This is a genomic window from Exiguobacterium sp. s28 (assembly GCF_018618135.1).
Classification (GTDB): domain Bacteria; phylum Bacillota; class Bacilli; order Exiguobacteriales; family Exiguobacteriaceae; genus Exiguobacterium; species Exiguobacterium mexicanum_A.
On record NZ_JACSLL010000008.1, the window covers coordinates 19,080 to 32,946 of the forward strand.

General features: G+C 46.6%; 16 protein-coding genes and 1 pseudogene. 7 read left to right on the forward strand and 10 right to left on the reverse strand.

What is annotated here, in order from left to right; genetic code table 11:
* The first annotated feature begins 3 nt into the window (after positions 1–3).
* The 4 genes from KNP78_RS09710 (at position 4) to KNP78_RS09725 (ending at position 4,088) form a co-directional block, all read left to right on the forward strand.
* Positions 4–591: an SCO family protein gene (locus KNP78_RS09710; RefSeq protein ID WP_214689690.1), complete on the forward strand. Its 588-nt coding sequence runs from the start codon at positions 4–6 to the stop codon at positions 589–591.
* A gap of 874 nt (positions 592–1,465) precedes the next feature.
* Positions 1,466–1,756 carry a hypothetical protein gene (locus tag KNP78_RS09715; protein ID WP_214823867.1) on the forward strand — a complete coding sequence of 97 codons (291 nt, stop codon included), beginning with the start codon at positions 1,466–1,468 and terminating at the stop codon, positions 1,754–1,756.
* Positions 1,757–2,414: 658 nt separating this feature from the next.
* Positions 2,415–3,275: a hypothetical protein gene (locus KNP78_RS09720; protein ID WP_214782782.1), complete on the forward strand. Its 861-nt coding sequence runs from the start codon at positions 2,415–2,417 to the stop codon at positions 3,273–3,275.
* A 204-nt stretch (positions 3,276–3,479) separates the two neighbouring features.
* Entirely contained in the window at positions 3,480–4,088 is a 609-nt protein-coding gene (locus tag KNP78_RS09725; protein WP_214689682.1) for a helix-turn-helix domain-containing protein, read from the forward strand.
* A 76-nt stretch (positions 4,089–4,164) separates the two neighbouring features.
* Here KNP78_RS09725 and KNP78_RS09730 read toward each other — a convergent pair.
* From KNP78_RS09730 to KNP78_RS09740, 3 genes and pseudogenes are all read right to left on the reverse strand, one after another.
* Positions 4,165–5,108, reverse strand: a pseudogene (locus KNP78_RS09730) (DNA/RNA non-specific endonuclease).
* Between the two features lie 56 nt (positions 5,109–5,164).
* Complete coding sequence (locus KNP78_RS09735; protein WP_214686262.1) at positions 5,165–5,545, reverse strand: hypothetical protein; 381 nt, start codon at positions 5,543–5,545, stop codon at positions 5,165–5,167.
* 123 nt (positions 5,546–5,668) lie between these two features.
* Complete coding sequence (locus KNP78_RS09740) at positions 5,669–5,950, reverse strand: hypothetical protein (RefSeq protein WP_214823868.1); 282 nt, start codon at positions 5,948–5,950, stop codon at positions 5,669–5,671.
* Positions 5,951–6,094: 144 nt separating this feature from the next.
* On the opposite strand from KNP78_RS09740, the gene KNP78_RS09745 reads away from it, so the two are divergent.
* From KNP78_RS09745 to mphN, 3 genes are all read left to right on the forward strand, one after another.
* Positions 6,095–6,937, forward strand: a complete 843-nt coding sequence (locus KNP78_RS09745) for a ComEC/Rec2 family competence protein (RefSeq protein ID WP_214823875.1) — start codon at positions 6,095–6,097, stop codon at positions 6,935–6,937.
* Positions 6,934–7,158 carry a DUF3006 domain-containing protein gene (locus KNP78_RS09750; RefSeq protein ID WP_024127775.1) on the forward strand — a complete coding sequence of 75 codons (225 nt, stop codon included), beginning with the start codon at positions 6,934–6,936 and terminating at the stop codon, positions 7,156–7,158. Before KNP78_RS09745 ends, KNP78_RS09750 begins: the two co-directional genes overlap by 4 nt.
* A gap of 535 nt (positions 7,159–7,693) precedes the next feature.
* On the forward strand, positions 7,694–8,584 hold the full coding sequence (gene mphN, locus KNP78_RS09755) for a macrolide 2'-phosphotransferase (protein ID WP_214758528.1): 891 nt from the start codon (positions 7,694–7,696) through the stop codon (positions 8,582–8,584).
* A 69-nt stretch (positions 8,585–8,653) separates the two neighbouring features.
* Here the strand turns inward: mphN and KNP78_RS09760 are convergent, their stop codons facing one another.
* From KNP78_RS09760 to KNP78_RS09790, 7 genes are all read right to left on the reverse strand, one after another.
* Complete coding sequence (locus KNP78_RS09760; RefSeq protein ID WP_214823877.1) at positions 8,654–10,090, reverse strand: ImmA/IrrE family metallo-endopeptidase; 1,437 nt, start codon at positions 10,088–10,090, stop codon at positions 8,654–8,656.
* A 4-nt stretch (positions 10,091–10,094) separates the two neighbouring features.
* A complete protein-coding gene (locus KNP78_RS09765; protein ID WP_214823879.1) occupies positions 10,095–10,382 on the reverse strand; it encodes a hypothetical protein in 288 nt (95 codons plus the stop codon).
* A 5-nt stretch (positions 10,383–10,387) separates the two neighbouring features.
* Positions 10,388–10,837 carry a hypothetical protein gene (locus tag KNP78_RS09770; protein ID WP_214823881.1) on the reverse strand — a complete coding sequence of 150 codons (450 nt, stop codon included), beginning with the start codon at positions 10,835–10,837 and terminating at the stop codon, positions 10,388–10,390.
* A gap of 9 nt (positions 10,838–10,846) precedes the next feature.
* Complete coding sequence (gene mobP2, locus KNP78_RS09775; RefSeq protein WP_214823882.1) at positions 10,847–12,001, reverse strand: MobP2 family relaxase; 1,155 nt, start codon at positions 11,999–12,001, stop codon at positions 10,847–10,849.
* Positions 11,994–12,245, reverse strand: a complete 252-nt coding sequence (locus tag KNP78_RS09780; RefSeq protein WP_214823884.1) for a hypothetical protein — start codon at positions 12,243–12,245, stop codon at positions 11,994–11,996. The genes mobP2 and KNP78_RS09780 overlap by 8 nt, the downstream gene beginning before the upstream one ends.
* A 192-nt stretch (positions 12,246–12,437) precedes the next feature.
* Positions 12,438–13,277, reverse strand: coding sequence for a hypothetical protein (locus KNP78_RS09785; protein WP_214823886.1), 840 nt, complete (start codon positions 13,275–13,277; stop codon positions 12,438–12,440).
* Positions 13,278–13,856 carry a hypothetical protein gene (locus tag KNP78_RS09790; protein WP_214823889.1) on the reverse strand — a complete coding sequence of 193 codons (579 nt, stop codon included), beginning with the start codon at positions 13,854–13,856 and terminating at the stop codon, positions 13,278–13,280.
* Positions 13,857–13,867 lie beyond the last annotated feature (11 nt).

A 13,867-nucleotide genomic window follows, 5' to 3' on the forward strand; every position in this document is an offset into this window, starting at 1 on the left:
GAGATGGAACGTGTGAAGAAATGGATGCTCATTGGCTTGATTAGCCTGATGGCGGTGCTCGCCGCGTGCAGCAATGAAATTGAAGACCCGCTCAATTGGGAGATCGAGTCGTTCAATTATATGAATCAAAATGAAGAGATGGTCAGTCTCGATGATTTGAAAGGGAAGGTATGGATGGCCGACTTCGTGTTCACAAACTGTGAGACGGTCTGTCCACCGATGACGTACAACATGACGAAACTCAATGAAGCGCTCGTCGAGGAAGGCGTCGAAGACGTCCAGTTCGTGTCGTTCAGCGTCGACCCGACCGTCGATACGCCGGACAAGATTCAAGCGTTCATGGCTGATTACGACTTGGCGAAAGCCGATTGGCAATTCTTGACGGGCTATTCGCAAGAAGAGATTGAGGCGTTTGCGCAACAAAACTTCAAAGCGCTCGTCCGCAAACCGTCAGAAGGCACCCAAGTGGATCACGCGACGTGGTTCTATCTCGTCGATCAGGACGGGAAAATCATCAAGGCGTATCAAGGATTCCAAGACGTGCCGATCGAGGACATCGTCAACGACATCAAGATTTTACAGAACTCTTAAGACGGCCCGTGCTGTCTCAGATTGTAGACATCACATTGTCTGCAGTCTTTTTTATTTGCCCGACCGGGCACAGTTCGCTTTTCTGAGGACAAACAGGGAGCCGCATCGAGACATTGTCGCTGCTGGACCTCCCTTTGCTTGCTGATCCCCTGGAAGTCTCGCCGTGCCCTTGGTCGGTCCACGCATCAATCCTTTTTTTCGTAACGTCATCGCTTTTTTATAATGAGGGACATAGAAACAGTTATGTAGGAGAATCGAATGATCAGGAAATCAACAAAATCGGAAAACCAACCGAACTCAATTGGAGATAGTAACGTTCGACGAACTCGTGCCAGCGAACCAACTGTTACGGAAAATCGAGACACGCATTTACAAAACGATGGTCGAATTTTTTGATTGTGAACGGAGATTTTTATAATAACAATACAATTACCACAAACGGGGACGCGAGCATCGGACTAAATCAAGCGGCATCCGTAAATTTTAGTGTATCTTCAACAACTGACTATTGTGCGTATATTTATTTGGATGGATATACTTTTTTTAAAATTATGACATTCTGTGATTAAATATAATTCAATAGTTTCAAAGTGGAAGTTGTAAATCGTACCATTATTTATATTAGATGAATTATAAAATTAAGTGCAATACCCCAACGTGAACGCAAAAAAAGCCCATAGCGGCGGCCTAGTGTAGAATGAAGTTACGACGCAAACATTCAGACGGAGGAGTCGCCATGAGCTATACCCATCTTACCACAACCGAGCGCGTGGAAATAGAGACCTATCTGGGGCTTGGGCGGCAGTCCTCGACCGTCTCGCGGGAGATCAGACGGAACCCCGGGTAAAAATCGGAACGTGCACAGGAACGCTATGTGAGGGCGAAAGAGAACTGTGGCGCTAAGACGAAGCTCGACGACATGATGCGTCTGACGATCATCGAGAAACTGCGGGCGACCTGGTCCCCGGAACAGATCGTCGGGCGCATCAACGTCGGGCTGACCGTCTCGGACCGGCCGCGGGAGGTCGGAGGCTTGCGTCGCGACGTTCATCGAGCGCAAGGACCGGTTCTACCTCGTCCTACCAATCGCGAACCGCAGTGCGGCCTCGATTTTGGAGGTGATCAACACGTTCCATGGCGTCTTCCCAGAGGGGTACATTCATGACGGCGACGACGGACTGAGGCAAGGCGTTCAGCTGTTACGAGCGCATCCGGTCCTCACTTGGCATGCCACTTTATTTCGCCGACCCTTATTCATCACGGTAGCAGGGGAGCGATGTGAACCTCAACAGTCTTCTCCGCTAGTTCTTCCCGAAGGGTTTAAACTTCTCATAGGTCAGTGATGACGAACTAGCAGACGCACTCGCCAAGATTAATGCTAACCAGCATTTACTTACTGAAAAATTAAAATGGAATGTGAGGGAAGATTATAACTGCTACTAAGAATGTGAAACTAATAGTGGCTTTTTTCTCATTTAATAAGAAGGAATGAGAAGGGCAATAAATACAGACCTATCGTGGTCAAAAACAATAAAAATAATCCGGGATAAAAATAATTATCAACTGAACCAATAGGAATACTTAAGATGCTAAATGTACTGTTTGAAAACATACCTAATTTTTCAAGAAGGATATTACTTGTTAATCCTACGCATATAAGCAATAAAGATGAATAAAAAAGGTATTTATTATTAATCAAATCCAAAAAAATCCTAAAATTTGTTTATTAAAAGAAAATAATGTTCTAATATTATTCTGTAAGAAAGAAATAGAGGCTATTTGCTTCTTTAATACTTATTATAACTCAAAAGCAGAGGAATAAAATGAAAAAAATTTCCACTTTAACTTTAGCAACTTTACTTTCTGCTAATCTATTTATCCCATCAGTTGGCGCTGAAGAAAATGTAAACTACTTTATTGATAGCTTGAGTGAATTTTCACAAGAAAGTAAAGAAATAATGGATAAGAAAAAAGCTAGCAAAACTAATCAAAAGTTGACTAAAATAAACAACTCTAAATCTTTCAGTTATTCTGTACTCTCATCAAATGAAGGTTTACTTCCAGAAGAATTAACATTAATTAAAAATACTAGCCCAGAAGTTCTTAATCAATATAACGAATTGTTAGAAGAGGAAATCTCTGTTTTTTCTATCGCTGATGATGAAAATTTAGGAGGGAATTCTAAAGTGACGTATACACTTCCTAAAACTGGAGCAGAAATTACAGTGGTGACATCAAACGAATTAGTTGAATTGGCAAAAACTCCTCAAAATAAAGCTACTGTTCAAAGTCTTCAATTAACACGAAGTTTTGGTACATATTCTTATAAAATTGCATATAGTATCCGTGCGTTATTGTACCCTGATTCTACTTGTGGTCTTGTGACTACCTATACCACAAGATCTGATGGCTTAAGATTAACTGGGCACAGTACTAGTGGGACGTCGAGTATTTTTCCGACAGCAATCAAAGCTTCTTCGCAAGCAATTGATTCACGTGCTGAAAAAATCGGATACGATATTAACGCTATGGGATTATACAACGTTACTGTCGGTGGCTATAACGGAATTGGATTAATGTCATTTGATATGTCAATAACAAGTAAAGTGAGATGGGATGCTTCTACGTCAACTGGACTTAAAGTTACTCAAACGTATTCGCAAGTAGGAGATAAGTCTCGTTAAGCAGTATAATAAGTATTAAAAATATTTTTTAAGAAATGAAAACAATTTTCTAGAGGTACACCATTCTCCGGAATGGTGTTTTTGTTTGGTATCCATTTAGTAATTTCTTATCAATTTGAAACCGATTAAAGTAACAGCTTACTTTAATACAATGGTCATGGTATTATTTAATAAAATCATCGTTGTGTTAAAAGGAGGCTTATCATGTATACGATTGATGAGGCATTTGAAATCTTATCGAAGAACAAGCTCACAAGCCATAAGGAGACGGTCCGCAACTGGGTACGAAAAGGCGTGATCCAGGCAGAACCGCTCGAGTCACGTAAAAAAGGATATCGGATCAGTGAGGAGGCGCTCGAACAGTTCATCAAAGAACGGATGCCTGAAGGGTGGGAGCTGCATCCGGAGTCGGTGACAGGGGAAGCAAGGGATGTCATCAAGAATGAAGAAGAGGCCCCGTATCATGTTGAAGTCGATGTAGAAGCGATTAAAGAACGGGTCCGCGAGGAGATGTGGTATGAGCTTCTCGGTAAATTCGTCTTTGAAGACTATTTTGTCCTGAAGAAATCGGAGGTCAAGGCTGCCGTCGAGCATATGCGCTATTCAAAAGAGTTCGAAGCCGAGGTGTGGGAACGTTGCTCGGAGCACACGTGGGGCCACGCAACACCTCGAGTCCCGTACCTGCTCGATTACTTCATGTTCGAAGGAGAGCGGATTCCCTTCAATAAAGATTTCGGTGGAAGAGATGAGCAAATCATCCACGCGTTAATTGAGAAAATTCGGCTCGATAAAGTGAATCGAAAACGTAAATGAATATAAAAAGACATTCTCTTAGAAATGGAGGATGTCTTTTTATACAATCATCATTGTTTTAATTTTTGGGTTGAAATCATTCCCCGACCATTCCGTCGTTGTCGTTATCACGCATATAGGGGTAGAGCCAATGGTCGCTCATAATCGGCATCGTGAAACCGGCGTCTTTCGCTTCCTGGATCGTCACCTGACCGTTTCCATTCGTATCTACGCTCGAGACATCAGCTGTGGCTTCAGGTGTAGCTGCGGGATCCGGTTCACTTTCTGTGAGGCCGAGCGCTTCGTTCACCTCATCCGGGTTCACGTTGTCGAAGGAATCGGTGACGACATTTCCTTTGACCGTATAGGTGTATTGGTAGTGTGACGGAATATGAGTTTTCGTATCCGGATATGTGATGATCGCCTCGAAGTCGGTCGCGCCACCTGCCTTACGGATCACATCCTCCATATAAGCCTGGTCCCCGTAGCGGTTGAGCGTGCTATCCTGTGGTGTGATGTTGTAGGCGTTCGAGACGCCCCCGAGCGAGTCGGCGATGACATGACCCTCGTCGAGATCACTGTGTTCGACGCCTGGGACCTTCGCCTCGTCATGATAGTAGCGGCCATCCGAGGTCACATCCTCCGAATCATCATCCTGCAGGATGATCTGATCGGCGATGACACGAATCAATTGACCATGTTCGTTCGTGAACGCCCAATACTCGCGATCTCCATATCCGATATCGACGACGACGTTCGCCTCACGGTACCCGGACAAATCCCCACCATCAACATTGATCAGTTTATAGCCGGAGAAATGATTGTTAACCGAATTTGTGACCGTTTCCTCGGTTGTTGCAGGCTCTTCGGAAGTCGTCTCCGTATTTGAGTCGTCTGTACTCGTTTCAGTCGTCTCGACGACTTCTTCTGTTTGAGAGTAGCAGGCTCCTCCACTTTCTCACTTGTAGAAGGGGTGTCTTCACTGGTACAACCGGCCATCAGCAGGATGGCCAAAGGGAAGGCTAAGTAGGTGAATTTCATTTTGTTCTCCTTATAGCATGTATATATGTAGATGAGTCAATACGATCTATGTTCAATTATATCCTCCGCATGTTTACGATGCGCCAATCCTTCACGTTTTGTTCGTCCATATGTTGAGTGACGCGTTCAATCATTCCAAATCGTTCGCGCTGACAAAAGTTGTAGGCTTCTTCCGGTAATGGCAGTTCTACCTCAATTGTGACTTTCACTTTTTTTCTTCGTTTGTTGAATCGACTGAGCAAATGATGTTCTAGCTTCGTGATGAACGCGTCGTCGCCAACACCCTCTTCTGACTTCAGTACGCCGGTTATCTCAGTACTGATTCCATCAAGGTGGTGTTTGATTTCAAACGGTGTCGCATCCAAGTACTCGCAAAGGTGATCAAAGCGTAGTATCTCTGTACTGTGATATTGCTGGATCCATTCTTGAAGTCGCATAAGGAGAACCCCTTTTTAGTTCAAGTGTACCTCGTAGGGTTGTAATAAACAGTGACGAAGTCGTGTACAGCGTGTTTAAGGTGCCGCACATGAGACCTGTTCGATTTCATATTCTGTCCTTCCTTAAAAACGGACTTTGTTCCGGATTTTCATCTCTTCCAACTTTGCCTTTTTCACATCAGGATCAGTGCTGAACCTATAGCTGCTTCCCTCATGGATCCAGGTCTCATCAAGAATGATGCCATTCATAATATGACGATACGGCATTGCGGTGCATAACGTGTATCCCTTCAGATAGTGTGCAGCTTCCTGAATGGAGACACACTCCTTTAATTCTACTCCGTCTTTAAAAATCAGGACCGGTTTATTCGTCTTGTTTATTGCGATTGGTTTTCGTAAATCCATTTCTCTCACTCCTCCTATCAATTACACCTTGCCTATTTATGTATACGGTCAACCACAGGAATAAGAAGCTATTTAATAAATACCGGATTATAATAAAGGTGTGTTGGATAATTTTACAATAATTTTAAAGTGGAGTGATAGAAGATGAATAAATTGATCAAGATTGGGAGTGCCGTTCTATTTAGTGGAGCGCTATTGGTGTCGCCATACGGGGAAGCATCAGCTGCTGCGAGCATCAAAGTCCATTACATTGATGTCGGGCAAGGAGACGCTATCTATATCAAGATGCCGAGCGGTGAAGACGTCATCATCGACGGCGGAAATAAAGGAAAAGGGGATGCCATCGTCGCCTACCTCAAAAAGCAAAAAGTTGACGATATCGAGGTATTGATTTCGACGCATCCGGATGCGGATCATATCGGTGGATTAGACGAAATCCTAGATGCCTATCGTGTCGAGAACGTCTACGCGCCAAAAGTGAAGCACACGACCCAGGCTTACAAAGATTTTCTACAAGCCGTTAAACGGGAAGGAAAGACCATTAAAACGGCACAGGCCGGTGTAAAACTGCCAATCAAAGGTGTCAGCGCGAAGTTTGTGGGTCCGGTCAAATCCTACTCGAACAGTGACTTGAACAACTGGAGTGCAGTCCTTCATGTCACGTACAAGAAGAACACGTTCTTGTTCACGGGAGACGCGGAACACGTGTCCGAGAAAGACATGATGGCGAAGAAACAGACGCTCCGAGCGGATGTCTTGAAGGTGGGGCATCACGGTGCCAAGACCTCAACAAGTAGCACGTTCCTGAACACGGTCAAACCGAAGCATGCCATCATCAGCGTCGGGAAGAACAGCTATGGGCACCCGACGTCCGAAGTGGTGACGAACTTGAAGCGTCAAAAAACGAACACGCTTCGCACAGATAAGAATGGCACGATCATCATTACAGGGAACGGTTCAAGTTATGCCGTAAAGAAATCAAGATGAAGCGACGGAGAGGTATCATCGATCGATTTGAAGGGGACTTGGCTGTCGTCGAATTCGGAGAAGTGATGGAGGATATTCCAAAGTCACGACTTCCAGACACGGTTCAACCTGGTGACGTGCTTTGGTTTTATGAAGATGGGAAAGTTGAAGTGGACGCCAAGGAACGCAAACGATTATCGAGTGATATCGATGAGTTGATGGATGAGCTTTGGGAAGATTAAAAACGAGTATCAATTATTCATGATTGTATTTTTAAAACTTACAAATCAGTATTTAATAAAGACAAATCGGCAAATATTTTTTATCTAAATATAAAGCTCGATTGACATTGAATAAAAACTGATATAAAGTCAACAGCATAATATTCACTAGGAGGATTGTTAAGAATGATGCACGCCGGGAGATTACGCCACCACACTTTGAACAATGGCTAATTGAATATGTTCAAAGGCTCTGTTTTCATAAAACAGAGTAAATGGGAGTAGTCTGCACATTTTTATCAATCTTTGACGAAGAAACCACACACTTACAAACATAGCAGATTTACAACTCTTTTTGTCGTGTCCTTTTATTTTTGATAATGGACGCTTCTTGGTTGTAGCTCATTTACTCTTGATCACAGACACCATTTTGTCTGTGATTTTTTTATGACTTCATTTAGTTAAGTCTAATTAGAAAAGATTGAAATGAAAAAGTATTAAAAATGCATACATTTCACTTGCTTATCGCACAACATAAAAATTGGAGGAACAAATCATGAACGAATTTAAACGGCTTGCAAAAAATAAAGGATTAGATGTGTTAGAGAATAGCATTGTGGTAAATGAATCGGGTGTTGATTTTCAAGTTGCTTATGCAAAAGATACGCTTGGTAGCAAGTGGATACTAAGAATTCCTCGAAGATTAGATTCGATGAGGAGCGCCTTGAAAGAAAAGAGGGCACTAGAAATTATGGAAGAACATGTGAGTTTTCAAGTTCCAAATTGGTCAATTTTTGATGATGAACTAATTGCGTATAAGCAATTAGATGGTGTTCCGGTTGCAACAATTGATGTAGAGCAACAAGATTACATCTGGAGTTTTGACAAAGAGAATACACCACAATCTTACTATCAGTCATTAGGTAAAGTGTTGGCAGAACTACACACATTACCACATCGACACTTCAAAGAAATCGGTATCAAAACTCTATATGCTAGAGATTTAAACAGTTCAATGAAGATACGGATGGAGAAGGTGAGACAGAAGTATCATGTGAATTCAGAGCTATGGGAGCGTTGGCAAGAATGGTTGGCGAATGATTCGCTATGGCCATCGCATGTAGGTGTAAGCCACGGGGATTTACACCCTGGCCACATACTAATAAATAAGAATTTTGAGGTCTCTGGTTTGATAGATTGGACAGAAATTAGTATTGCGGACACATCTGTGGATTTTCTATCACATCTATTACTGTTTGGTAAGGATGGTTTGACAAAGTTACTCGATGCTTACGACAATGCAGGCGGAAGAACATGGTCAAGAATGGACGAGCATATAATTGAGTTGTTAACAACCAGCGCAATAACTGTAGCTGAATTCGCAGAGATATCTGACCTACAAGATATGCGTGAAACAGCTGCTCATATGCTTACACAAAATGTATGAGGTAAAAGCAATGGCAGCGCTCTGAAATTGAAAAGGGTATGAATTTTTAAATCATCATACCCACGAATGTCACCAGAGTCTTTCGATGTTAAACAATGAAATTCTTGAAAGGGACTTTTGTTCTTCATCTAACAACACGTCATGCCAGTGATTTTCAAGCGATTTCAGGACCGGTCTCTCCAAACGATTGGTTTTTTCAAGATGGTGTAAAGGATGTACGGCACTTTCCGGGACGAAGTGACCACTGACCAATGGTTGATTCGGTAATGCGATTGTATAAGCCACAAGCTGATCTTCACTGAAGTCATGATTATTGGCGATGCCGAACTGCTGAAACCCGAGACCCTTACCATGAATATACATGAGCGGCTCATCGACGCGATCCACCTTCAGGTTCGTCTCGAGGGCCGCTTTTGCGTTCAGATAGGGCTCTACTTCCTCGGGGAACACATTTTGTACGGCATGCATCTGTTCATAGAGATTGAGATCAGTATTTTTCCACCCCATGCGGTGATTCATCTGGTTGATATACTCGAGTGGACTCTGTTCCTTTTCTTGCTCCAAAGTGTTCACCTTCTCTAAATGTGACTCGATATGGTCGAGGAAAGCCGCGGATGTCTGATGGACCTCCTGCAACAGTTGTTCCTTATCGAGGAGCTCCTTGTCTTTCGTCCAACCGGCCAAGTACGACAGTGAGAAATCATCCGTCGGGAACCCGAGCTGATGTGAGACGACGTAGGCGACCATCTCGGCCTGGAACTCCTTCTCGGGTGCCGTAAGCGGTTGATCGCGTTCAAAGTTCCGTTCTTGATTGTGTAGCTCCGCGTGAGCGAGCTCGTGGATCAGGACGGTGATGTCCTCGATGGATGTGTTCCGTGGATTCAAGGCGATCGCATGTAGCTCCGGATAGTAACAACCCTTCGCCGTTCCAATCTCGTCGAGCGGTTCCTCCAATAGTGTCACATTCCGGACATCCGCGAGCGTCGTCAAGGCGTCACGGATGTCTTGTTCGTTTTCCATTCCGCCGTCCCGGTGATACCGTTTGAAGATGTCCGAGACTTCGATCCCTTTCTCGCGCGCGTCGGTCTGCGTATACTCGAACACGTGACCGATTTTGAAGTACATCATCTTGCGTGACGGAATGCGTCCTTGTTTCACGCCGTCTTTGATTGGTTTCGGTGCCTTGCTGAGCGGTACCCATTCGTCTTTGTACAAGGCATACGTCACTGGGCTTGGGACGAACACCTTGATGCCACGCTCACCTTTTTGCACCTGTGCGCCTTGCTTCTCCCAGAACGGATAAGAGCCGACCGCGACCGCGCCGGGGAACTGGGACTCGATCAAGACCGCGTTCCGCATCGAGTATTGATGGAACTTGCCGAGGAACTGGAGATGCTCCCGAATCTTTTCTGGACTCTCGAAGTAGCTGTCAATCTGTTTTCCCATCTCCTCGGTCAAGGCCTCGAGCTCGGCTTTCCGTTCTTCGTTCGTCTTCATCTTGGCCATCGTGTCAGACTCCTTCCTTCAACAAGTCGGTGACAGATTCATCACTATCCGAAAAATCGTTCAGTTCACATTCAAATTGTGGCGACGTTTCCGAAATGTCGAGTAACAGCTGTGTCCGCTCGAAATTGACGGGAAGGAAGACGATCTCGTCTTGCGCGATAGCGGTTAAAAGCTGATGCTCAGACATTGATATCAAAATGTCGTACCGTTTTCCATAGATGAGGACCGTGACGGTATCGGATTGAAGCGTCAACAGTTGTCCCATCGTGAAGGGGCGGTCAAGTGGTCGCATAAGGTTCATCCTCTCTCAACAGTTAGCGTGTCCTTCTTCTGTTTTTGGTGTTCGATGCGTCCCTGGACGATACGTTCCGCTGTCTCGAGGAACGTCGGTTTGAACTGATCCGTCGTCATGATGTCCTCAATACCCTCGGTCTGCATGAGTGCCTGCAGGAGCTCTGTCAGGATCTGTCCGTGGCGGTCGGAGCGGTTCGCGGCGAGCCGGATGCGCTCGAGTTCCGCCGATACCTGGCCGTTGATCAACTCCTCGATATGACATGAAACCTGCGCGCTGATCGAGCGAGTGAGGAACTGCATGTCCCACTTCTCGTTGGCCAGTTGTTTATGTTCTTCTGCGATATGGTCGATGACCTGACCAAGATGGCCGAAGCGTTTGTCGTCGGCGAACTCCTCCAAATACGCGACCGTCTTCGGTTTCAACCGAAGACGGATTTGTCTCAACTCTTCCATCGTTCTCCCTCACTTTCCATATTCGATGTCCCGTTCCAGCTGTTCAAAAGCACGTTGATTCTTCAGGTGTTCGAATTCGTCGTTCATGTGCCGCTCGATTCGATAGAGTGATTCGTTGAATATCTTTTGTTGTTTGAATGCACGTCTGACCGGATGTTTGGGAGCTCCATTTGTCTCAACTATCGTTTGTTCTTTTGACAAGTCGCGCATCTCGGAGAGGATGGCATTCCCCATCCGGGTGTAGAGGTCCTGTCGCTTCGTCGTCCGGTAACGCTCGGCCTTCTCCGTGTCGCCGTAGCTGCGACGATGGAACGACACCTCCTGTTCGAGCCGCTCGTTGAAGGATTGAAACTCTGATTTGAAATGATTGTCAATATAGCGGTCGGTCAGACGGTCAAGTGATTCACGGAGCGGCTGGATCCCGTTCATGTTGTAACGCCATTGCCGTTTGTCTTCCGGCAACTGCTCATAGATGTCCTTGAATTGACGGACGAGCTCGGGATGCAGGATACGGTTCGGGAGCGTTGGAATCTTCCGGTTCAGTTTATGGGCGACCAGTTCGTTGCGGATGAAGGCGTTCAGTTTCTCCTGTTCTTTCGTCCGGTCGGCGAGGGAATGGATGACCTTCGATTTCATCAGCTCGATCGATTTTGGTTTGCGTTTGCCGCGCTCGCGCATGTGGCTCGTCTCGACGATGGCGACATGCACGTGGATATTGTCGGTGTTGTAATGCACGGCACCGGTCCAGTAGGCGTGGACCATCTTCTCTTTTTGAAGCATTGAATCGATCGCGTTCCGTGTCGCCTGGATCAACCGTTTCTCGTCGACGAGGTCGTCGTGGAGCACGCCGGTCTCGCGTAGCCAAGCGTTGTCGAACGAGATGACGTCCTGCCAGAGGATGCTCCCGTTCTCTTGCGCGTGCTTGAAGATGTCGCGGACGGCGCGACGCTTTTCGTCGTCCAACCGGTCGTCCTCGCGTGTGAACAGACCGCTCGATTTCATCTCGTCCCCCATGTAATCATGGTACGTCTCGAACTGTTCGCGGCTGTCTTTGGCGTCCGGTCGATTGATGTAGTCGAGGTACGTCGTGTAACGACGTGACTTCTTTTTCGTGCCCGGCACCTTGAACTTCGACTTGATGACAACGCCCGGCGTCTCACGCATCCTGCATCACCTCGTTCAACAACCGGGTCAACTCGGCGAGCTCATCCGCGCTCCGTTTCAGGTGGAGCGTGTTCGCCTCAAGCTGTCGTTCGAGCCGCTCGACCTGCGTCGATTGGATGCCGTTCGCGCACCAGGAGGCGAGTAGTTCTTTCAAATATTGTTGCCGGGAGCGGTTGTGTTCCTTCGCCCATTCATCGATTTGCTTCACGATGACGGGGTCGATGTCGCGGAGTAACAGATCCATCTGCCTGACCACCTTTCTAGAGGCTGTATATTGCCGAGGTCCTAAAAGTTCGTTCAAAGAGCATAAGGGGAAACTGCTATCACTTGTCGTGATAGCCCAGGCAGAGCCTGGGGTTTCCGTGATATCACTAAAAGTCCGAAAACGGCACGAAATGTGCCAGTAAAACCAGCGATTTGGCACGAAATGTGCCACTTAAATTGATAGTTCCCGGAGCCGAACACGCAATTTGTCATGCTTTTCTTCGAGCGCTACGACCGACTGTTCGAGCTTTTCAAGTTCTAGTGTGAGCTCGTCACGCTTCCGGCCGAGGTCGAAAATCTCGTTCTCCTTTTCGACCTGTTCGTCGAGCGAGAGGTAGGGAAGTTCTTCTTCGAGTTCCTCTTTGTCACGGTCGAGTCGCTCGATTTGTTGCCGTTGTGCTACGACTGACTGCTGTGCTGTTTCCAAATGCCGTTCGGTCTCCGCGAGCTCGTCCTCGACGAATAGTCTCGTGAAGGTTGTCTCGTCAGATGATGTGTGGCTCGCCTGTTGGATGGTCCGGTGGTCGGCATAGAGTGACGTCAAAAGACTGTTCTCCCGTTCCTCGGATGTGAGTGTGTCGATCGATTGTGACTCATCCAATCTGTAAATCCGGACAGCGAGCTGGTCGAAGTCGCTCGGCACATCTTTCAATTCGAACATGTATTGATCGTTCCGGTCATACAGCACCATGACTTCCTTCTCGGAATCCGGACGTGCCTTATAGACATAGCGGAAGAGATGATCGTTCGTGTTACCTGGTGCTTCATCGAGCGAGAGTCGGATGCGTATTGTCTTGGCCTCCGTATCGTAACTGGACGCGTGGAGCGTCACGGTCTCCCCGTTCGAGAGACGGATTGCCTCGTTGATCGGCGTCTCATTGACCGGTGCCTCCTCGGCGAAGAAGAACGACGAGGTACCAAAGAAGAGGAAGCCGATGACAAAGAATGCGCCGAGTACGAGGTAGAACCGGGAGACGTTCTGGGTGAGACGCCGTCGTGTTTGTCGTCGCATCTAGATTCCTCCTTCAGGTGTCAGGTCTTCCATTTCGGTGACGACCAAACGTCCGTCGATAGACTCGAACGTCAAGGCCAACAGTTCTTGCGTCGTCTCTTCATAACCCGTCTCGGTGATCAACAGGTGCTGTTCGAACCGTACGAGGCAATCTTCTCCGGAGACAGAAGGGAACACCTCGATGTCGCGGACGGTCGTCTCGAACGTGCCGACGTCACTGCCGTCAGCGGCGAAGAGCGTGGCCGCGAGTTCCTCCGACATGACGTTCTTCGCCTGTCGTTTCTGGGTCGTGTAACTGTCCTTCGTGATGGTGAAGACGTACTCGACGAAGCGCGTCGCCTGTGTCGTCAGCTCCTCCATTCGTTCCGTCTCCTTTGAAGCGACGACTTGTTCGGTGTCCGCTGACGTATCCTCGGAGGTTGCCGATTCAAGGGAAGTGACGCTCTCGTTTTTCGTCTCACTAGGGTCTGAAATACTCGTGACAGCCGTCGCTTGTTGATAGAAAAAGGAGTTCGCCGCGAGTGAAATGAGAAGCAGTACCCCGAACAGGTACGCGAGGTGACGTGCGGTGAAGTTCATTCTTCTTCCTC